14 protein-coding genes and 3 pseudogenes are annotated in these 19846 nt (G+C 66.0%); 8 read left to right on the top strand and 9 right to left on the bottom strand.

All coding sequences use genetic code 11. The annotated features are described in order from the left end of the window. Positions 1-73 precede the first annotated feature (73 nt). On the top strand, positions 74-466 hold the full coding sequence (locus OHB12_RS03550) for an ArsR/SmtB family transcription factor (RefSeq protein ID WP_327116094.1): 393 nt from the start codon (positions 74-76) through the stop codon (positions 464-466). Then, positions 463-2430, top strand: coding sequence for a heavy metal translocating P-type ATPase (locus tag OHB12_RS03545; protein ID WP_327116092.1), 1968 nt, complete (start codon positions 463-465; stop codon positions 2428-2430). The genes OHB12_RS03550 and OHB12_RS03545 overlap by 4 nt, the downstream gene beginning before the upstream one ends. Positions 2431-3026: 596 nt before the next feature. Here OHB12_RS03545 and OHB12_RS03540 read toward each other — a convergent pair. Continuing rightward, positions 3027-3326, bottom strand: a pseudogene (locus OHB12_RS03540) (alpha/beta fold hydrolase); the annotation flags it as partial. 200 nt (positions 3327-3526) lie between these two features. Here OHB12_RS03540 and OHB12_RS03535 point away from each other — a divergent pair. Continuing rightward, positions 3527-4465: a formylglycine-generating enzyme family protein gene (locus OHB12_RS03535; RefSeq protein WP_327116090.1), complete on the top strand. Its 939-nt coding sequence runs from the start codon at positions 3527-3529 to the stop codon at positions 4463-4465. Positions 4466-4504: 39 nt separating this feature from the next. On the opposite strand, the pseudogene OHB12_RS03530 reads toward OHB12_RS03535, so the two are convergent. Further along, positions 4505-6513, bottom strand: a pseudogene (locus OHB12_RS03530) (sulfatase-like hydrolase/transferase); the annotation flags it as partial. On the opposite strand from OHB12_RS03530, the pseudogene OHB12_RS03525 reads away from it, so the two are divergent. Then, positions 6509-7383 (top strand): annotated as a pseudogene (locus OHB12_RS03525) (Tn3 family transposase); the annotation flags it as partial. The pseudogenes OHB12_RS03530 and OHB12_RS03525 sit on opposite strands and share 5 nt — an antisense overlap. A gap of 129 nt (positions 7384-7512) precedes the next feature. On the opposite strand, the gene OHB12_RS03520 reads toward OHB12_RS03525, so the two are convergent. Continuing rightward, positions 7513-8118, bottom strand: a complete 606-nt coding sequence (locus OHB12_RS03520) for a TetR/AcrR family transcriptional regulator (protein WP_327116088.1) — start codon at positions 8116-8118, stop codon at positions 7513-7515. 142 nt (positions 8119-8260) lie between these two features. On the opposite strand from OHB12_RS03520, the gene OHB12_RS03515 reads away from it, so the two are divergent. Both OHB12_RS03515 and OHB12_RS03510 read left to right on the top strand, forming a co-directional pair. Then, complete coding sequence (locus OHB12_RS03515; protein ID WP_327116086.1) at positions 8261-9370, top strand: FAD-dependent oxidoreductase; 1110 nt, start codon at positions 8261-8263, stop codon at positions 9368-9370. Between the two features lie 39 nt (positions 9371-9409). After that, positions 9410-9694, top strand: coding sequence for a recombinase family protein (locus OHB12_RS03510; RefSeq protein WP_327116084.1), 285 nt, complete (start codon positions 9410-9412; stop codon positions 9692-9694). A gap of 171 nt (positions 9695-9865) precedes the next feature. On the opposite strand, the gene OHB12_RS03505 is transcribed toward OHB12_RS03510, so the two are convergent. After that, on the bottom strand, positions 9866-12073 hold the full coding sequence (locus tag OHB12_RS03505; protein ID WP_327116082.1) for a neutral/alkaline ceramidase: 2208 nt from the start codon (positions 12071-12073) through the stop codon (positions 9866-9868). A 223-nt stretch (positions 12074-12296) separates the two neighbouring features. Here OHB12_RS03505 and OHB12_RS03500 point away from each other — a divergent pair, with 223 nt between their 5' ends. Continuing rightward, a complete protein-coding gene (locus OHB12_RS03500; protein ID WP_327116080.1) occupies positions 12297-13076 on the top strand; it encodes an enoyl-CoA hydratase-related protein in 780 nt (259 codons plus the stop codon). Between the two features lie 93 nt (positions 13077-13169). Here OHB12_RS03500 and OHB12_RS03495 read toward each other — a convergent pair whose 3' ends face one another. The 4 genes from OHB12_RS03495 to OHB12_RS03480 all read right to left on the bottom strand — a co-directional run bounded on the left by OHB12_RS03495 (position 13170) and on the right by OHB12_RS03480 (position 18089). Beyond that, positions 13170-13451 (bottom strand): helix-turn-helix domain-containing protein, encoded by a 282-nt coding sequence (locus tag OHB12_RS03495; RefSeq protein WP_327120871.1) that lies wholly within the window; start codon positions 13449-13451, stop codon positions 13170-13172. Between the two features lie 693 nt (positions 13452-14144). Further along, positions 14145-15287, bottom strand: coding sequence for a non-hydrolyzing UDP-N-acetylglucosamine 2-epimerase (gene wecB, locus OHB12_RS03490; protein ID WP_327116078.1), 1143 nt, complete (start codon positions 15285-15287; stop codon positions 14145-14147). An 8-nt stretch (positions 15288-15295) separates the two neighbouring features. Further along, positions 15296-16747, bottom strand: coding sequence for a glycosyltransferase family 2 protein (locus OHB12_RS03485; RefSeq protein ID WP_327116076.1), 1452 nt, complete (start codon positions 16745-16747; stop codon positions 15296-15298). A 676-nt stretch (positions 16748-17423) separates the two neighbouring features. Beyond that, positions 17424-18089 carry a hypothetical protein gene (locus OHB12_RS03480; RefSeq protein ID WP_327116074.1) on the bottom strand — a complete coding sequence of 222 codons (666 nt, stop codon included), beginning with the start codon at positions 18087-18089 and terminating at the stop codon, positions 17424-17426. Positions 18090-18431: 342 nt separating this feature from the next. On the opposite strand from OHB12_RS03480, the gene OHB12_RS03475 reads away from it, so the two are divergent. Next, positions 18432-18698, top strand: a complete 267-nt coding sequence (locus OHB12_RS03475) for a hypothetical protein (RefSeq protein WP_327116072.1) — start codon at positions 18432-18434, stop codon at positions 18696-18698. A gap of 114 nt (positions 18699-18812) precedes the next feature. Here the strand turns inward: OHB12_RS03475 and OHB12_RS03470 are convergent, their stop codons facing one another. Then, on the bottom strand, positions 18813-19754 hold the full coding sequence (locus OHB12_RS03470) for an SDR family NAD(P)-dependent oxidoreductase (RefSeq protein ID WP_327116070.1): 942 nt from the start codon (positions 19752-19754) through the stop codon (positions 18813-18815). Positions 19755-19846: the final 92 nt, after the last annotated feature.

Here is a 19846-nt window from a genome sequence, read left to right as displayed (position 1 = left end):
GTGTGCGGCCGGAGTTGGCAGATTGATCGCGGGATCTGTCGATATCAACGAAGATGATAGTTATCATCGGATAATGGCGATGAATCATGGTGATGGGTGTCCGGCCGGGGCGGAGGGCTTGGATCCGGCGGTGGCGTTGTTCCACAGCCTGTCGGATGCGACGCGGTTGGCGATCGTGCACCGGTTGGCGTGTGGGGAGGCGCGGGTGGTGGATCTGATGGCCGGGTTGGGGTTGGCGCAGTCAACGGTGTCGGCGCATGTGGCGTGCCTGCGGGATTGCGGGCTGGTAATGGGGCGTCCGCAGGGGCGTCAGGTGTTCTACAGTCTGGCCCGCCCGGAGTTGATGGACCTGCTGGCTTCGGCGGAAACGCTGCTGGCCGCGACGGGCAACGCGGTGGCGTTGTGCCCGAACTACGGCACCGACTCCACCACGGCCAACGAGGTGTCGACCGAGGTGCGGGCATGAGTGACGCGTGCGGCTGCGGCCACGACGAACCCGCCAGCGGCAACGGTGAGGTCGAGGAGCGGGAGCCGGAGAAGCTGTGGGAGCTCAGTGAGCTGCGAGCGGCCGCGGTGGCGGGTGTGCTGTTGCTCGCGGCGCTGATAACCGGCTGGGCTGGTGGCCCACGGGCGGTGGAGTTGAGCTTGGAAGCCGCTGCTCTGCTGGTCGGCGCCTACACCTTCGTGCCGTCGACCCTGAAGCGGCTGGTCAAGGGCAAGATCGGTGTCGGCACACTGATGACAGTCGCCGCGGTCGGTGCGGTGATCCTCGGCGAGGTCGGCGAAGCCGCGATGCTGGCGTTCCTCTTCTCCATCAGTGAAGGACTCGAAGAGTACGCCGTCGCCCGCACCCGCCGCGGTCTGCGCGTGTTGTTGTCGTTGGTGCCCGAGCAGGCCACAGTGCTGCGCGACGGCGCCGCAACCGTTGTCGCTCCGGCGGAGTTGCGGGTCGGGGATCGGATGCTGGTGCGCCCTGGGGAGCGGGTTGCCACCGACGGTGTGATCGCGCGGGGCCGCAGCAGCATGGATGTTTCGGCGATCACCGGGGAATCGGTGCCGGTGGAAGCCGGTCTCGGTGCGGAGGTGTTCGCCGGGTCGATCAACGGCACCGGCGTCCTCGAGGTCGAGGTCACCACGACCGCCGAAGACAACTCCCTGTCGCGGATCGTGCGGATCGTGGAGGCAGAACAGGCCCGCAAGGGCGAGGCCCAGCGGCTGGCAGACACGATCGCCAAACCCCTCGTTCCGGGAATCATGGTCACGGCAGCGGCGATCGCGGTCATCGGTGCGATCTTCGGGGATCCGGCGACCTGGATCGAACGCGCGTTGGTGGTGCTGGTGGCGGCGTCGCCGTGCGCGCTGGCGATCTCGGTGCCGGTGACCGTGGTCGCCGCGATCGGCGCGGCGAGCAAGCTGGGTGTGCTGGTCAAGGGCGGCGCGGCCCTGGAGGCGTTGGGCAAGGTGCGTGAGGTCGCGCTCGACAAGACCGGCACCCTGACCGCGAATAAACCCGCCGTGGTCGACGTCGCCGCCACCGACGGCGTCGAGCCCAGCCGGGTGCTGGAGGTCGCGGCGGCGCTGGAGTCCCGCAGCGAACACCCTCTCGCCCGCGCCATCCTCGCCGCTACCGGAAGCGTCTCCCCGGCCACCGAGGTCGAAGCCGTCATCGGTGCCGGGTTGACCGGCAGGGTCGACGGCCGCCCGGCCCGTCTGGGTCGTCCGGGCTGGATCGAGGCCGGCGCGCTGGCCGCGGATGTGGAACGTATGCAGCACGCAGGTGCGACGGCGGTGCTGATCGAGGACGACGGCCGCGTGATCGGCGCGGTCGCCGTGCGTGACGAACTGCGTCCCGAGGCCGGTGAGGTCATCGACCGCCTGCACGCGGCTGGGTGCCGGGTTTCGATACTCACCGGCGACAACGCCCGCACCGCCGCCGCACTGGCCGCCGAGGCGGGGATCGACACCGTGCACGCCGACCTGCGTCCGGAGGACAAGGCCCGCATCATCGCCGAACTCCGTAAGGGTCGGTTCACCGCGATGGTCGGCGACGGCGTCAACGACGCTCCCGCGCTCGCGACCGCCGATCTGGGTATCGCGATGGGCGCCATGGGCACCGATGTCGCGATCGAGACTGCCGACGTCGCCCTGATGGGTGAAGACCTGTGGCATTTGCCGCAGGCCCTCGACCACGCCCGCCGCGCCCGAGCGATCATGCTGCAGAACGTCGGGCTGTCCCTCGCTCTGATCACCGTGCTGATCCCGCTGGCGTTGGTTGGGGTGCTGGGGTTGGCGGCGGTGGTGGCCGTGCACGAACTCGCCGAGATCGTCGTCATCGCCAACGGTGTCCGCGCGGGCCGCACCACCCCCCTCGCCCCGGCGCCCGCCACGAACGCGAAGCCCTCGCCCGCGCTGGCGGCCTCGCGATCATGACGACCACACTGCCGCGGCCATCGACCACCGCACCGGATAACGAGGCGGGGTCTCGATGGCGCGGTGGCGTGGTGTTCAGCCCTGGGTTGATGGCGTTCACCGGCCGTATCGGCGACGCGAACGCGCATGCGCATGCCGCCGTGCAGGTCCTGTTCGTCGCCCGCGGCCGGCTCACGCTCACCGACAGCGGCGGTCGCACCACGATCGCCGACACAGCGATCATCCCGCCCGGGGTCGGTCACGAGGTCCACGCCGACGCCGACACGAGCGGATTCGTCGCCTTCCCCGATCCGGACAGCACGACCGCGCACGCCGCGCTCAGCCGACTGGCCGGAATGCCCGCCGATCAGGCCACCAGCTGGGTCACCGCCGCCACCCCACGCCGACCGACACATCCCCTTGGTCCGCTGCCGCCGGGCCAGCACCGTCGCTCCCATCCGGTGGTGGCCGACGCGCTGCGGATCGCGGGCAGCTATCTGGGTGGGCCGCCGACGCTGGTGGAACTCGCTGCCCGCGTGGGGATCTCGGCGAGCCGCCGGTCTCACGTGTTCACTGCGGAGGTCGGATTGCCGTATGCGGGGTGGCGGCGCTGGACTGGTGAAGAAGAGGAACTGCTTCGGGTCCTGCAACGTGAGCAGCCCTCGGATCGTGTCGAGATGCGAAATCCTGGTCACATTCTTGATGCCCTCGCCGCCGGCGGGTCCCGTGCCCGCGATGATCAGCTTGCGAACGAGTTGCGGTTCGTCCTGAGCAATCGCCTGGGCGATCATGCCGCCCATGGAGAAGCCGAGGAGGTCGATCTCGGTAAGACCCAGCGCGCGGATGAAGGTGACGGCATCCTTCGCCATCGCCTGAATGGTGTTCGGCGTCGAGCCGGTGGACGCGCCGACGCCGCGGAGTCTACGCATTCTTCGGCGTCGCCGACTGCTGGCGTGCATCGCCACGCCGACCGCCACCGATGGCTGCGACACACGACAGGTTGCGCGCGCGTCCCGGCGCAACCTCACCGAATAAGCGCTGATCGCAATAGGGGTTGAAGCCGACCGACCGCGTCGATCTTTCCTGTGCTGGCGCCAACTATGAAACGCTGAATTCCATGACACGTACGGCTCCAAAGAACATGGAGTGGATCACCGGCGGGACTTTCTGGATGGGATCCCAAAACTTCTATCCGGAAGAAAGTCCTGTTCATCAGGCCACCGTGGATGGCTTCTGGATGGATACCCATCCGGTAACAGTGGCCGAGTTCCGGCGGTTCATGAAGGACACCGGATATGTCACCACCGCCGAAACACCGCCAGATCCGGCGCAACACCCGGGAGCAGACCCGTCGTTGTTGGTGCCCGGTTCCTTGGTGTTCACCCCCACCCCAGGACCTGTGCCGCTCGATGACTACCGGCGCTGGTGGTCGTTTACTCCGGGTGCGGATTGGCGCCATCCGCAGGGCCCCGGCAGCAATCTCGATGGACGGCAACGCCATCCGGTCACCCAAGTGTCCTGGTTCGACGCCTCGGCCTACGTCCAGTGGGCCGGCAAGGAACTGCCGACCGAAGCAGAGTGGGAATTTGCCGCCCGAGGTGGCCTGGACCGGCAACCGTTCGTGTGGGGCGCAACGCGCGAACCTGGCGGCAGGCGCGCCGCCAACGTCTGGCAGGGCCGGTTTCCCTGGGAGAACCTCGATGGGGACGGCGTCCCGGGCACGTCGCCGGTAGGCCGGTTCCCGCCGAACGGCTACCGACTCAGCGATATGGCGGGCAATGTGTGGGAGTGGACGGTGGACTACTACACCGCCGACCACTCCGAGACGGGGAAAACCATGGCACCGGCAGCTATCTGCTGCATGCCCGCCAACCTACGCAAGGCCGTCGTGCTTACGCCCGAGCCCGGCGAGCCCTACGCACGCCGTGTGATCAAAGGCGGCTCGTACCTGTGTGCGCCGAACTACTGCCTGCGATATCGACCTGCGGCGCGTCAGGGTCAGACCGAGGAGACCTCCACATGTCACATCGGCTTCCGATGCATCATCAGACCGTGATGACCGAAACCTTTCTACACAGGTTCACGCTGGCAGCGGTCATTCGCGGGAGAGCATGGCGACGGCTTCGCGTTCGAGGTCGACGTAGGGTTCGCCGCTGACATCCACGACACCCGCTTCAAAGTGCCACCGGTGAACGCCCAGGGAGCGGATCCGGGGTAGTCGTCGGTGACCGATTCCCCGCTGTCGCGGCCGGCGTGCAGGCCCTCGCCAGCGATACTGAACTTGCCGGCCTGGGTTTTGATCCGTCCCTGACCGACCTTGCGGTCACCGTAGTACGGGCTCATGACGCCGTGCGCGGTGCCGGGCGGATCCTCACCATCCTTCCCGAACGAGGCCGCCAAGATCATGTTCTCCCGGTCGGCAGGTCCTCGGATGCGCTGATCTTCTGCTCCTCGCTGCCGAGGAAGTTGTATACGTAGTGCAGCCGATTGTCCTTGACATAGAGGGCGTGCCCGCCGAACCGGCCGCCATGGGAGAACAGCACCCCGGTCGCGCCCGGTTCGGGGATGTCGACAAGTGCGCCGATCGAGTACGAGCGGTTGCGGATGTTGACCGCGACAGACTCGGGCACCTGGGCTCCACCGGGACGGTAGACGTACCGGTTTCGGGGCGGCGCGAGCTGCGGACGCGGGGTGGTGACGATCTCGAGGGCGGCGCGATCGTCGAGCGGCAACGCCTGGTTCGCACCTGCCTCGTGGAACCATTACCCGACGAGCTCGGCGAGCCGCACGGGCTCCTCGGCGGCGAGATCGCGAAGCTCCGATCGGTCCTCCTGGCAGTGGTAGACCTCCCAGGTGTCCTCCGGGAAGTGGCCCCAACCGCTGATCGCGGGATGGGTGGTGACGGCCTTCCAGCCGTCGTGCCAGATACCGCGGGTGCCGAGCATCGAATAGAACTGGGTGCGCTTGGCGGTGGGGATCGTGGCGGCGTCGAAGCTGTAGCGCATGCTCACACCCTGCAGGGGCACTGGGTGTACCCCTTCACCGTGTCCGGAAGTTCGATGCCGATGCAGTCCAACAATGTCGGGACCACGTCGATAGCGTGGTGGTACTGGTCCCGGGTCGCGCCGCGTGCTTCGATCCCTGCGGGCCATGAGAAGATGCACGCGTCGGAGGCACCACCGTTGAACGAGTAGCGTTTCCACATCTTGAATGGGGTGTTGAAGGCCATCGCCCACCCGTTCGGGTAGTGGTTGTAGGTCTTGGTGCCACCCAGCTCGTCCAGTTTGGTGAGATTTTCGGCCAGATCGTCCGGAACACCGTTGGCGAACTTGTTCTCGTTGACCGACCCGGTGGGACCGCCTTCGCCGCTGGCGCCATTGAGTCCAATGCCGGGAAGGGTTTCCCATCGGGGCCGGTGCGGGTCTCGGGGGTGCCGATCGGGTTCAGCGGCGGCAACTCGGTGTCGGCGGGGATTAGATCCATCTCCTTCTGCCGGGCCAGGATCTGCTCCCGCATCGCCTCGTAGCCGGCGTCGAACCGGCCGCGGTAGCGGTCTGCCCATTCGCGGGGCACCTGGTGCGGGGCGTGAGCGCAGCCCGGCGCGTAGTACAGGAACACCGGCCGATCCGGGGCGATCGCCTTGACGTCTCCGATCTAGTCGAGGGCCTTATCGGTGATGTCGACACTGAAGTGATAGCCCTGGTCCGGGGTGGCTGGCTGCTCCACGGGATGGTTGTCGTGGACCAGGTCGGGGTACCACTGGTTGGTCTCGGCGCCGAGGAAGCCGTAGAAGCGCTCGAATCCGCGGCCGATCGGCCAATTCCTTTTGGTGGACGCCAAGTTCATCTCGTCCTCGGCACAGAGATGCCATTTGCCGACCATCGCGGTGGAAGAGCCTTGCTCGACCAGGACCTCGGCGAGGGTGGCGCATTCCGGCGGGATGTGCCCGTTCGCGCCGGGGAAGCCGATCGCCGCCTCACTGATGCACGCCATGCCGTTGGTGGTGTGGTTGCGGCCGGTCAGCAAGCAGGATCGGGTCGGGGAACACAGCGCCGTGGTGTGCCACTTGCCGTAGCGCAGACCGTTGGCCGCGATCCGGTCGATCGCTGCGGCCGTCGACGAGTTCCACGACGCGGTCGGCGAGCTGGAGGCGGTGTTCGCCCAGGGCGACGGCCCGGTCCGACTGGACGACGACGGAGATCTGGTGATCTCCCCTCTGACCGCAGAGGACGTGTCGGCCGAGGCGACGGCGCTCGAGGCGGAGCTGACGGAGATGCTGCCGTGAGCGCCGATTATGTCGCTGTTGATCGAGCTGGACAAACGCACTGGCTTTCTGGACTGCTTCCCCCACGCATCCGGCAAGCAGACCCGCTCACCGGAGTTGAAACGGAACCTCACCTGCTGGGCCTGCAACTCTCGCCGCGGATCCGGGATCTGGGACGCATCACGCTGTATCGGCCGGGCCCAGAGCGGACGTGGAATCCGGGCCCCGCATGCGGGGCCCGCCGCTGACCCGCAAGCTGAATCTGGGCCTCATCGCGGATCATTACGACGACCTGCTCCGGTTGGCCGGATCGCTGAAGTTCGGGCACGCCACCGCGTCACTGCCGGTCGGCAAGCTTCCGCCTCCAGCCGACAGAACGCCCTCTCCGCCGCGCTGAAGGAATATGGGCTCTCCGCGGAACGATCTACGCCACGAAATATTTGTCCGACCCCGACTATCGCCGTCGCATCGCCCGCCAGCTCAACAAGGGCGAATCCCTGCACGCACTGCGGCGTGACCTGCTCTACGCTCACGAGGGCATGATCCGCGCCCGCCACCTGGAAACCCAGACCGAACAAGCCTGGTGCCTGACATCGGCCGCGAACTCGGTGATCGCCTGGACGACAGAGTATTACGGGCTCGCTGTCGAGCAGATGCGCCGGTCCGGGCGCCGGATCGACGAGGTGCTGGCGCACATCTCTCGGGCGCATCCGATTTGTCGAGAAAGCCGCCACTGCCGCGGAATAGTGGCTTCGGGCCGCTAGAGGTCGCGTCGTCTCAACGCGTCAGCGCCGAGCTGGTGCCGCGGGCGGCGCTCGTCTGGTCCCTCGGGCCGCGCGTCAGATCGAGATGCGGGCTTGGATGCCATCGAGGAGGAATTCGAGGCCAGTCCGGAAGGTTTGGTTGGCGTCCAGGTGGGCGCCATCGCGTATGACCGTGGCCAGCGCGGGGAATCGGCCGGTTGCGAAGGTTCGCTCCAGATAAGGCCCGAAGGCGGCCTGCCACTGCTGCTTGTCCATCCCGGTGGCTCGCTCGGCGCGCTGCTCGGTGATCTCCCGGCGCACCGCGCCGATCACGTACGCATTGACCGCGTCGACCACCGGCATGATGGTGTCCACGTCGACGCCGGCCATTGCGGCCACCACAGCCTCTCCCCTGGCCAGCGCGTGCGGCCCGAGCTGGGGCCGCCCACCGATCAGGTCGGCGAGCCATTCGTGCTGGTGAGCGGCCTTCCGGGTGGTTTCGGCAAGGGACCGTAGTACCTCTCGCCAACCGTCTCCAGCGGGCCGAATCTCGGCGTAGACCGCGTCGACCATCAGGTCGAGCAACTCCTCCTTGGTGGCGATGTAGCCATACAGCCGCATCGGCCCGACGTCCAGGGCGGCGGCGACCTTGCGTAGCGACACCGCCGCTAGGCCGTCCGCGTCGGCCAACCGGATCGCCACTCGTACGATCCGCTCCCGGCTCAGCGGGGCCGGCACCGGTCGATTCGGTGGCTCCGGCCGCTCCCACACCAACATGCCGCTGACGATACATCGGATGGTGCAATACAGTGTATTGGAAGATACTGTGTATCGAAAGGGAACAATGACAATCGCCATTGTCGGAGCCGGATTGGGCGGCCTGGCGCTCGCCCGGGTGCTGCGCGTGAACGGCATCGACGCCATCGTGTACGAACGTGAACCCTCGCGCGGCGCGCGCGGCCAGGGCGGCATGCTCGACATACATTCCGGGCAGCGAGCGCTGCGTGAGGCCGGCCTGATCGACCAGTTCCACGCCATCGCCCGCGGCGAAGGGCAGGACATGCGCCTTCTGGAGCCGGACGGCACCCTGCTGCTCCAGGAGGACACCCCTGAGGACGCCCCGCTCGAGCGACCCGAGGTCGACCGTGCCGATCTGCGCAATCTGCTGCTGGATTCTCTCCCTGAACACGCGGTGCGCTGGGGGCACGCGTTCGAACACGCCGATGACGGTCTGTTGCACTTCGCCGACGGCAGCAGCGCGACGTATGACCTGCTGGTCGGCGCCGACGGTGCGAACTCCCGGGTCCGTGCCCTGCTCACTGACGCCCGCCCGGCGCACACCGGCCAACACGTCGTCGAACTCGGCATTCCCGACATCGACCGCACCTATCCCGACCTCGCGGCGATGGTTGGGCGCGGCAACTACTGGGTGCTCGGCAACGGGCAATCCCTGACGGCGCAGCGCAACGGCGACGGCCGCGTACGCGTCTACACCAGCTTCTACAACACCGCCGAGGACTGGTTCGCGACCAGCGGAATCCCGTTCGGCGACCCAACCGCCGCCAGGGCGCGGCTGATCGAGGAGTTCACCGGCTGGGACTCACGGTTCACCGCGCTGATCGCAGCCTGCGACGACACGATCCTGACATGGTCGATCACCACTCTCCCGGTCGGCCTGACCTGGCCGTCGACACCAGGCGTAACGCTGCTCGGCGACGCCGCGCACCTGATGCCGCCGGTGGGCCAGGGCGCCAACATGGCACTGCTCGACGGCGCTGTGCTCGGCCTCGCACTGGGCACACACCCGAACGACTTTCCGACCGCCGTCAAAGAATACGAACGCGAGATGTTCGAACGCACCAGTGCTGCCGCCCGAATGTCCGCACGCATCTGGGAAATCCTGACGTCGCCGGGCGCCAGCCGGAGAATGCTCGCATTCTTCCAACCTGGCTGAAATGTCACCGAATACGGCTAACTCCCGAAGCGTTCTGAAGTGCGAAGCACGAACGACGTTGCTGGCGTCGTGGTGTTCCGCGAACTGTTCCGATGGGCCCCCGCCATACGGAACGATCGGACGCTGATCGAGCCGTTCCGCGTCGAGTACTGCCGCTGCTCTACCGACGAGCAGGACGTCGAGATCCAGACCGAGCAACTACTGGCGCTCGGCGTGCCGACCGAGCGGATCTTCATCGACCGGGGATCTTCGGCACCACGCGCAAGAAACGGGCCGGACTGGACAACGCGCTCGCCGCGGTCACCTCGGCGGCCGCCGCCGTAGCCGATCGGCAGGTGGTGCTGAGCACGACGAAGTTCGACCGGTTCGCCCGCAACATGGCCGAGGCCGGTGACATCCTCACCGGCCTGCGCAACCGCGATGTGCTGTTCGGGCCCGAAGGCCGGCAACAGGCCCAGCGAGCACGTCCGGTGCTGCTCGCGGCTGCGGGTGTGATCATTTGCCGTGATCCTCATCGTGGATCACGAACTCGGGCGAGGTGCCGCTGAAGGGGACACGGTCATCGCCGAGCTGCACGGCATCGCCGAAGTACCGGATCCGGTAGCTGCCGGGTGTTGAGTCGGCGGGGATGTGCCAGACGATGGTGACTCGCGAGCTCTGGGCGGGGCCACGCGACCAGCTGAAGGTGGTCGTCCAGTCGCCGTCGTCGGCGATCGTTCGCCAGCGTTCCCCGTCGCGCCGCTGCACCATGAGATAAGTCTTGCCGCGATGCAGGTCGTGGTTGGGGTGCGCACCGGCGAACTCGACGCTCACCCGCTCCCCGGCGCGATACGCCGGCGCCGGCTCGGTGAGCACGTCGCCGAAGTGCCGTCCCACCGTCGGAAAGTCCGGCGGCGGTGTTGTTTTCGACGGTCGCTGCAGCTCCGACAGATCGGGCGCCGCGGTACCGGACGCTACCGCGTTGCCGTCGTGCATCGCGGTAGCGAGCTGCGCCGCGACCTGCTGCAGGGCCGGCAGCTCCCATCGACCGAACAAGGTGCTCGCGCCCTCATAGTGCTGTGCGACGTACTCCTCAGGAGTCGTGACGTAATGGATATAGGCGTTGGCGTATCCGGCGACCAGGACGTTGGCCAGCTCGGCGCCGAGGATGGCCGCCACCGTACGCCGCAACCGCAGGCCGGCGGTGATCGTCACCTCGCCCGGAATACCGAGCAGATACAGCTCGCCGATCTGGATGAGTTGCACTGGAACGATCTCTTGCACGTACGGCCTGAACCGATTGAGCAGCCTGCCCGGAGCGACGATTGCCTTGGGCGCCTGTACATCCCGCAGTGCGGGCGCGAACCGATACGCCAACCGCGACAGCAGATCCCAGCCCGGATTACGGCCTTCGTGAAAGGTCTTCCAGTGGGTGGGTCCGTCGAACCCCGCGCCGGCGAAGGCGGCCGCACCTCCGGCAGGTCTGCCGGTGCGGTGCTCGCGCTCGTCTCCGGTGAACTCTGCGGACACGGTCACCGCGGACAGATCGACATACACGAAGCGGCAATCGACGCTGCCGGCCATTCGAGGCATGTACCCTGCGGCGAGTTTCGCCGCGGCCTCGTATTGGCGCAGGCCGAGAATCCGGGTGTTCTCGAACTCGTCATCGGTGGGGCCGTGACCGGGCCTGCCGTCCAGGTTGGGCGACATATCACCGGCGTTGGTCTGTGCGAAGGCCGCGACGAAGTCGGGATCCGGGTCCGCCAGATAGTCCACGCCCTCGACCACGCGCTCCCAGTGATAGGCCGCGTATCCCTTGTTGTCGCCGCTGATCAGCGTGTTTCGGTTGGTCATCGACGTGCCGTGCGAGGCGAACCAGTTGATGGCGCCGACCGGTTCGCCCTCGCGATCGATGCGCAGCAGGGTCGTCTGCGGATCGATGGCGTCGGGGAAGAATTCCTTGTCCTCCTGCGGATTTCGGTCGAATGCCGTACGCGAGCGATTGACGCTGGCCTCGCGAAGCTCGCCGTGTATCAGGCGCAGGGTGGCCGGTGCGAGATCCTCGTGTGCCCGCTCGGCCGCCTCGACGATGCCGTCGACGATCGCCGCGAAGGTCTTGGGGCGGAACCCGATCGAGCTGTTGTACAACCTGTGGTGCGAATAGCCGCCGGGGCCGCAGTGGGTGTGGGTTGCGGTGAGCATCACGTTGGACTCGGTGTAGGTGTCGCCGAAGCGCTGAGCCAGGCGGCGCAGCACCTCCTGGGTGATGCTGGAGAAGATCAGGGGCAGGTCGTTCACGATCAGCAGGACACGCCGATCGAGGATCGGGTCCGCGAAGACGAAAGCGCGGGCGCGCAACCGGATGTGTATTCCGGTGGTCTTCTGATCGGCCTTGCCGTAGCCGAGCATGCCGACCTCGGCCGGTTCTCCGGTGATGTCGGCAATGGCGCGCCCGACCAGATGGCGGTCGGTCGAATAGTTCGTTTCCGGCATCGACCTCTGTCTTCCGTCCTGTTGGAACCGGCCCGCGGCAGCGGCCCGGATTCGTTCTACCGACAAGCTAGCGAGGGCAAAGTCGGGATTGTGTGACCTGCGATTCGCTGGTTCCATACGCCGATGGAGGGTGGTTTCGGGGCAAGCGCGGCGGGACCGTCGACCATGAAGGTTTCTACACGATCTTCGGAGCCTCACCGTGCCTGCTGTGTCATCGTCTCCTATCGCCATGCTTTCGCGCCACCTCGACGCGATCGGCGCAGTTGTGGCGCACTACTTCACAGCGGTCCACAGTTTCGCGAAGTCGGGACAGACCGCCACCGGAACACAACTGACTCTGGCCGCGCATCGGTCTTCCCGACGCGGACAAGCTAGTCGAGCAGCAGCTGACAGCGATGAGGGGGTCGCGACCACTTCGGAGGTGTCATTGCCTGTAGAGGTCTACGGTGGAGTTGTGACCGCCTTGGCGAATCGGCGTGTGCTGGTCGCGCGGGACGGCGACACGGTGCGCATCACCATGAACCGGCCGGAGCGGCGCAATGCTCTGTCGGGCGACCATCTGGCCGAACTGCTCGCCGCATTCCGGGCCGCCGGCGAGACCGACGCCACCGGGATAGTTCTTGGGGCGCATGGTCCGGTGTTCTCCGCAGGACATGATTTCGCCGACGTCGCCGCGCGCGACCTGCTCGGCGTACGAGAACTGCTCACACTGTGCACCGAGCTCATGTCGACCATCGAGTCGGTGCCGCAGGTGGTGATCGCCCGGGTACACGGTCTGGCCACGGCCGCCGGCTGCCAGCTGGTGGCCTCATGCGATCTGGCCGTCGCCGCCGAATCGGCCGGCTTCGCGCTTCCCGGCGGCAAGGGTGGCTGGTTCTGCCACACCCCCGCGGTGCCGGTGGCCCGCGCCGTCGGCCGTAAACGCCTGATGGAACTGGCCCTCACCGGCGACCCGATCGATGCCCACACCGCCGAACAGTGGGGCCTGATCAACCGAGCGGTACCAGACGCCGAGCTGGACACCGCCGTGGGCGAGTTACTCGCCCGCGCTACCCGGGGCAGTCGGGCCAGCAAAGCACTCGGCAAACGCACTCTCTACGGCCAACTCGACCGCCCTGAAGCAGATGCCTACGCTCTCGCCCTGGAAGTCATGGCCGCCGCCGCTCAACTTCCCGGCGCCCGCGAAGGGATGGCGGCCTTCCTAGCAAAGCGCCCACCCATCTGGCGCGATTAGCGCCACCATCCTCACGTACACCCATTGCCCGAACCCCACAACCGGTCCAGGTTTTGTTGGCGCGCGGCATTGCGGTGATCTGCGGCGCCACTTTCAGCTGGACACCCGGCGTCCTTGGTGCCCAAGTGTAGTTGGCGCAAGCGGGCGCGGCTGTGGCGTCGTGCCGGACAGCAGGCCGAGCTCTACCTCGGTTGAGGGGTGAGGATCTTGTCGCCGTAGGGCAGCCACTACTCGAAGGGCGATTTCCAGTTGGAGTTTGCGGTCGCCGATGGGGTGGCCCAGCAGGCCTTCGATTTGTTGCAGGCGGTAGAGGACGGTGTTCTTGTGGATGTCGAGGGCTCCCGCCCGGCCATGCCGACGCCGATTCCGATCAATGCGGTAATGAGCGGAAGCCCTGTCCCGTCGGCTCGCGGTCCACCGTGTGTAGCCGTCCGGTACTGGAAGTCACGGACACTCGATGCGTGGTCAGCCGAAAGATCACAGCAATGAGTACGCCCTGCAGCCAATTTCACCGCTTCCGCAGGTCGATTTCTGTGGTTAGCGCATGTGTCCCCCTCCGGACACAAAAACAGGGCTAATTTACCCAATCCGCGTGTCAGGGCAATGCCCTGACACCACCTCTTCCCATCCTCGCTGACCTGATGTTTTACGGCCTGTCAGCTTCAATGTCGACGGAACCCCGCTGGTCGATGGAGCTGAGTCTGCTTCTCCCACAACTGATTTAGACTGATACCTGGCGGACGGTAGTTATTCGAATGCTGCACTATTCCCCCTCCAGCGTCAGCGCCTGGCTGAGGATACGAGACCCATCCGATGGGGGAAGAGTCCCCAGGATTCCTTCGAAGGGGTCGGCGTTTCGGCGCATCCAGTCGGCAGTACCGCGGCCGGTCCGAACAGCGCGCAACGCGGAGTTACAGGACGTTCGCCGAACGGTCGAGGCGGATCAACGGTAAAGGGTGCCAGCGACTGGCGGAACTTGAGTGTTCGTGAGGCGCAGCAATGGCCGTTACTGATAGAAGTTCGGCTACGACCGGTCGGGGGTAGCCGGACAGATGATCGGCCAGCTACCTATCCACCGATGTGCACGACCAAGGAGTCCGCCGGTGTGCGCCCGAAGTCCGCGGCCAGCTGGGCGACGATGCGGTCGGCGGCGTGGCCGTCCCCGAAAGGGTTGCCCGCAGTCGCCATTCGCGTATAAGCCTCACGATCATCCAGCAGGGCTGCCGCCGCGTCCACAATGGCGGCGGGTGTGGTGCCCACCAACTTCGCCGCGCCCACCTCCACCGCCTCGGGTCGCTCGGTAGTTGTCCGCAAGACCAAAGTTGGCTTGCCGAGGGCCGGTGCCTCTTCCTGAATGCCACCCGAGTCGGTCAACACAAGATCGCAGGCGGCGAGGGTGGCAGCGAAGTCGAGATAGCCCAATGGCTCGACCACCCGAATGTTGGGGTGACCGGTCAGCTCGGGCAGCAATGCCTCCCGGACGGCTGGACTTTTGTGCAGCGGCAGCAGGATCTCGACATCGCCCCGATCGGCGAGCCTCCGCACCGCGCTGCCCATGCTACGCATTGTGTCGCCTTGGTTCTCCCGGCGGTGCAGGGTGAGTAAGACGTGCCGCAGGCCGCTGCTGAATTGGCTGCGCCCCTCACCCCGGGACAAGACCCACAACAGATTGTCGATGACGGTGTTACCGGTGGTGAATACCGTCGACTCCGGTACACCCTCGGCCTTCAGATAGCCGGCGGCGCGGGAGGTGGGGGCGAAGTGCCATCGAGCCATCCGTCCGATGAGTCTGCGGTTGATTTCCTCGGGAAATGGGTTGTCCGCCAAGCCGGTTCGTAGGCCTGCCTCCACATGGGCGACCGGAACGCGCTCGTAGAAGGCGGCCAGGGCGCCGGACAGCGCGGTCGTCGTATCGCCTTGGACGACAACGAAATCGGGCTGCTGCTCCCGGATCACCGCACCGAGACCGTCGACCAACCGGGCGGTCAGGGTGGCCAACTGTTGGCGCTCGCGCATCACATCGAGCTCGATACGGTCGCATACCTGGAACAGGTCCAGCATCTGGTGCAGCATCTCGCGGTGCTGACCGGTGGTCACCACGAGCGGTTCGAAGAGCGCGGAGGCGGTCATGGCGCGGACCACGGGAGCCAGCTTGATCGCTTCGGGCCGTGTGCCGAGAACGAGCATCGCGCGCACCGGGGCATCGATCATGTCGGCGGTCATAGGTCTGCCGCGCTTTCGGCCTTGGCCGAACTGGCATACTCGCCAGCGGTCGAGCTTATGAATGGCGATATGGCCGCATTACGGGAGGTTGCGGCGACGGGGTTTTCTTCGACACGTTCGGTTTTGTTCCAGCCCCTGCGTCGGCTGAGTATGCGCCACACTGCTCGCCAGGCCGCAATGAAGGCGATGTACATCCATATCGGTTGGGCGTGGAGATAGGCGACTGATTTCCCTAACGGCTGATCGCCTGTGCGCCGCCAGTACATCAGAGCCCAGACCAGGAAACACCCAAAAGTCAACGCATACAACCCCATACCACTCAGAACCTGCACCCACACCGGGCCGGTCGCCAGATCGAACAGTCCCGAGTTGGGCCCGCACACCAAGCGAATAAGCAGATACTGCTGGATAACCGACCAGGGCAAGGTGATCAGGTAGGGCATGAATAGATATCCGGTGAGCTCCGCCCGGACCGTGAGCCTGATCCCCGACGCTGACCACAGTTCGGGCAGGCGCACCATGGCACTCATATGGCCCTGAAACCAGCGGGTGCGCTGCCGCAGCAGCCGACGAGCGTCGCTCAGGCCCTGCTGAGATACGAAGGCGCCCATTGTCGAGGTGACCGTCCAGCCCTCGACCGCCAGACTGATGCCCAGATCCAGATCCTCGGTCAGCGAGTCCGACCACGGCCGCTCCCCGACGTCGTCCAATGCGGACAAGCGGGTGAACTGGCCGTTGCCGCCCATACTCACGGCCCCCATTGCGACACGGCCGAACTGGCTGAGCGCACTTAGTGCCCAGAACTCGATGTCCTGGAACCGCAGCGCCACGTTGTCGCGGCCACGAATTCGCACCGCCAACTGAGCACCGCCGACCTCGGCCTGTTCGAACAGCTCGGTAACACAGGCGACCGCACCCGGCGTCATCCGACCGTCGGCGTCTAGTACGCACACCAGCACCCGCCCCGGTTCCAGGCCCTCGTTCTCGACGCGGCTGCGTATATAGCGCAGACCCGCGTTGAGAGCGGCTCCCTTCCCGCGTCGCGCCTCTGGCAGCGTCCGCTGCACAACGGCGATTCGGCCCGCACCTGTGGCTTCGGCGAGGTCAGCTGTGTCGTCATCACTGCCGTCATCGACAACGATGACCCGAACTCCAGGCTGGGAGTTGAGCAGGCAATGCACCGTGTTCGCGATGACCTTCGCTTCATTCAAACACGGGACCAGGACGAACACACTCCATCCCGCAGGCACCACGACAGGCGGCCCGTCTTCCAACGCGAGCTGTTTCCCCAGCGATCCATCGGCGCGGCGCGCGAACAGGACTCCCATGACGACGAGCGGCCCATTATAGGCCATCGTGATCACGAATATGATGAGGGCGACGCTTCGCACAATGGCATCTAACGAGGTCACAACGGAAACCTTTCGTCGCGCATCCAGGTAAATCAACCCGCGCGGGAGAACCGCGCGGTGAAGAACTCCGATCTCGAGTCCGCCCCGAGAGACGGTTGCAGCAGGGCTTCCGGCCCGTGGGCGCCTGCGCTCTTTGGGTCAATTACCGATGAACCATTAGAGCCGTGGAGCACCAGTAGAACGAGAGTGACTCGATAGATGTCATTTGCGGGGGGTGAACAACTACCGCGAGCTCATATTCGCGTACTCGCTGTACCTGCGCAAACATCTTCCACGCGAGTCGTCGAAACGATTCGAAACACCGCTGTGCAGGCAAACGTGCGAATAGCGAGCTTTGGTCAACCATCGAAGCCGGAAGAGATTCAGGTGTGATAGGCCACGTGTGCTCCGGGAGTGACAATTACGAGCACCGTCGAGTGAACGTTCTGCCGATGTCAGTACGTCTTTCCGAAGTGCGATGACATCGACATGACTGAGGTCACCGCCGGTGGCAGAATTCGAGATCCGTTTCCGACCCGGTGTCGAGGGTCTTCCCAGGCAGCCGCTTTTGGTCACTTACAGTTGGTCAAGAGTCAGAGATGTAGAGGCCCTGCCGGGGGCGGTGACATCGGTCATCGCAATGCCACCGCCCCCGGAAAGACGTACCGAAGTCGGCACAGACGATGCTGCGGTCTCGCGGCAGACGAAGCGCGAACCGCCGCAGGGTCTTTGATCATGGTGCCTGGCATTCTGATGTTGGACCGTCGACTGTCCTCTTCTTCCGTATGGCCGCACTGAGGGGGCCAGATAAGTCTGCACGCGGTTCGGGCGGAGCTGGCTCGGCGAGAGCGGCGCGCGCGGCAAGGTAGTCCGACCAGCTGCTTTGAGCGAATTTCGCCCATCTCTCGGCGGTGGCGGGGTGGATCGCGAGCAGGTCGGCGACCACCGTGGGCGGTAGGTCAGCCCCGATGGTGATCATCGCGGTGTTCCGTGCGCTCAGGTTGGGGAGCCCGTTCGCGGTGAGTAGTTGGCGCAGCGAGTGGGGTTGGCGTTGCCGGTTGGCTGGTCTACCGGGGAATAGGTAGATGGACTCGCCGGCGACGGGGATCAGGGGCTTATGTACACGTTGTTCGATCAGTTGCTCGACGAGCCGAGCCAGGCTGGGCGGCAACAGAACTGGATGTTTGTCGATGGTCAGATAAGCGTGGTGGTTGTCGCGGTGGAATCGGTCGACGGTGAGTTCGACGAGGTGGTTGAGCGCAGTGGCGTAGAGCCGGATCAGCGCGCCTGCGAGGCGGACCTCCATTGCCAGGCTGTCATCGGTCAGGCAACGCCGCAGCTGACGTTGGTGTTCTTCGAGCTCCAGGAACGTGTTGGCTCGACCCGAGCGGAAGGCCACGATTTCGATCTCGCCGCCGATTCGGCCGCGTCACGGCCGAACCGCAGATGCCGCAGAAACTGCTCTGCGACACCGACAATCCGCAACTCCTCGTCCAGCACCGTCCAATACCGCTGCCCGGACGGCAAACTCACCGGGGTTGAGCAGTTCGCCCTGTTCATGACGTGGCTGGCTCACGCCCCGGCATCGGCTGATGGCGCCGCGGGCGTGGTGGTCGCGGGTCCGGGTGCGTCGGTGCGGTGCCCGTCGCGGATCAACGGATAAGGGACACGGAGCAATTCATCGCATTGGTCGTGCGCGAGACATGTCTACAGCAAGAGTCCGACACGATCCACGCGGGGCATGGCAAGTGCCGCGACTTCGTCCGGTGTGCTGATGGACGTGTACCCCGACGCGCCGGTGGACGCGCTGATCGACTCGCTGCGCGAGCCGATCACGCAGGTCGCTGGCCGTGGCGCCGTGGACTACGACACCCGCCCCGCGCATCTGACCGTCGGCTATGCGCGCGAGCGTGCCGACAGCGGCGCGGCCACCTCCGCACTGCGTCGCCAGGTCCGCCCCAGCCACGCCCGGCTGACGGTCCGCCCACTGACGCTGGTCGAGGTGTGACAGGACCTGACGCGCTGCCAATACCGATGGCGCACAATACATCGATGGCGCTGGCCTGGCCGATGCCGGTGCCGCCTCCCGTGATGAAGGCGCGGGTCCCTTCGAGCTCCCCGCTCACTTGCTGACCCCGGTCAACTCGATGGAGAGGTCCCACAGCCGACGAGCATTGCCCGGGTCGAGGGCGTAGTCCGCCACGCCTCGGCGGACTCCGGGGATGAACGGTTCGGCCTCCTGACAGTCCTCGAAATAGGTGCCCGTCACGTCCTCGACAAGCGGGGACGCAGCGAGCAAGACCGACGTCGCGGCTCCCTGTGCGATGTTCTTCTCCACCACACCGGTCTTGCCCGAGGGGTCGAAAGTCGGCGGCGGGGCGTCGATGTGGCGGCCCAGGTTGGTCTCCCAGATGCGGCCCGGGTTGAGCGCGTTGACCACAATGCCGTCCGCGGCCCACCTCTTCGACGCCTCAACCGCGAAGAGGATGTGGGCCGTCTTCGACTGTGCGTAAGCGAGCCACGGGTTATAGGGCTCCTTGACGAAGTCGAAGTCGTCGAAGCGAACGGGACCGTTGACGTGCCCGACCGAGCTCAGCACCACCACGCGGGCGTGCCCAGCGGCCTCGAGCGCGTCGTGGAGGCCTACGGTGAGCGCGAAGTGGCCGAGGTGGTTCGTCGCGAACTGGAGTTCACGGCCCTCGGGCGTGTGCTGCTCGGGATTCGCCATGATGCCCGCGTTGTTGACCAAGATGTCCAGCGGACCCGTCCAGCCCTTCACGAACTCGGCAACCGACGAGAGGTCGGCGAGGTCCAGACGCGCCGCGTGAACATTCGGTTTGGAGGTCGTCGCACTGATCTCGTGCGCGGCCTGCGCGGCCGCGTCGAGGTCGCGTGCCGCGATCGTGACATCCGCCCCGGCTGACGCCAGCGCTCGCGTGGTCTCCCGGCCCAGGCCGCCGGCGCCTCCCGTCACGATCGCGCGACGTCCGGTGAGGTCGACGCCCGCGATCACCTCATCGGCGGTCGACTGTGCGCCGAACGGCGTCGTGATGCGTTCTGTCATTGTCCTGCCCTTCTCTCGTCCACCCTGGGAACTTCGCTGTCGGTCTCATGGGGTGCTGAACTAGGATGCAAGTGGAGTCGCATCCGGTTATC

It is taken from the genome of Nocardia sp. NBC_01730 (assembly GCF_035920445.1).
Lineage (GTDB): Bacteria > Actinomycetota > Actinomycetes > Mycobacteriales > Mycobacteriaceae > Nocardia.
The sequence above is the reverse complement of the archived record's forward strand: the minus strand, read 5'-3'. Positions and strand labels throughout refer to the sequence as shown.

Bases quoted from the DNA above. Each gene is read 5' to 3' on its own strand.
- OHB12_RS03550 (WP_327116094.1), top strand. From the start codon at position 74: ATGGCGATGAATCATGGTGATGGGTGTCCGGCCGGGGCGGAGGGCTTG.
- OHB12_RS03545 (WP_327116092.1), top strand. From the start codon at position 463: ATGAGTGACGCGTGCGGCTGCGGCCACGACGAACCCGCCAGCGGCAAC.
- OHB12_RS03535 (WP_327116090.1), top strand. From the start codon at position 3,527: ATGACACGTACGGCTCCAAAGAACATGGAGTGGATCACCGGCGGGACT.
- OHB12_RS03515 (WP_327116086.1), top strand. From the start codon at position 8,261: ATGACAATCGCCATTGTCGGAGCCGGATTGGGCGGCCTGGCGCTCGCC.
- OHB12_RS03505 (WP_327116082.1), bottom strand. From the start codon at position 12,073: ATGGCGATAGGAGACGATGACACAGCAGGCACGGTGAGGCTCCGAAGA.
- wecB (WP_327116078.1), bottom strand. From the start codon at position 15,287: ATGATCGATGCCCCGGTGCGCGCGATGCTCGTTCTCGGCACACGGCCC.
- OHB12_RS03475 (WP_327116072.1), top strand. From the start codon at position 18,432: ATGGCAAGTGCCGCGACTTCGTCCGGTGTGCTGATGGACGTGTACCCC.
- OHB12_RS03470 (WP_327116070.1), bottom strand. From the start codon at position 19,754: ATGACAGAACGCATCACGACGCCGTTCGGCGCACAGTCGACCGCCGAT.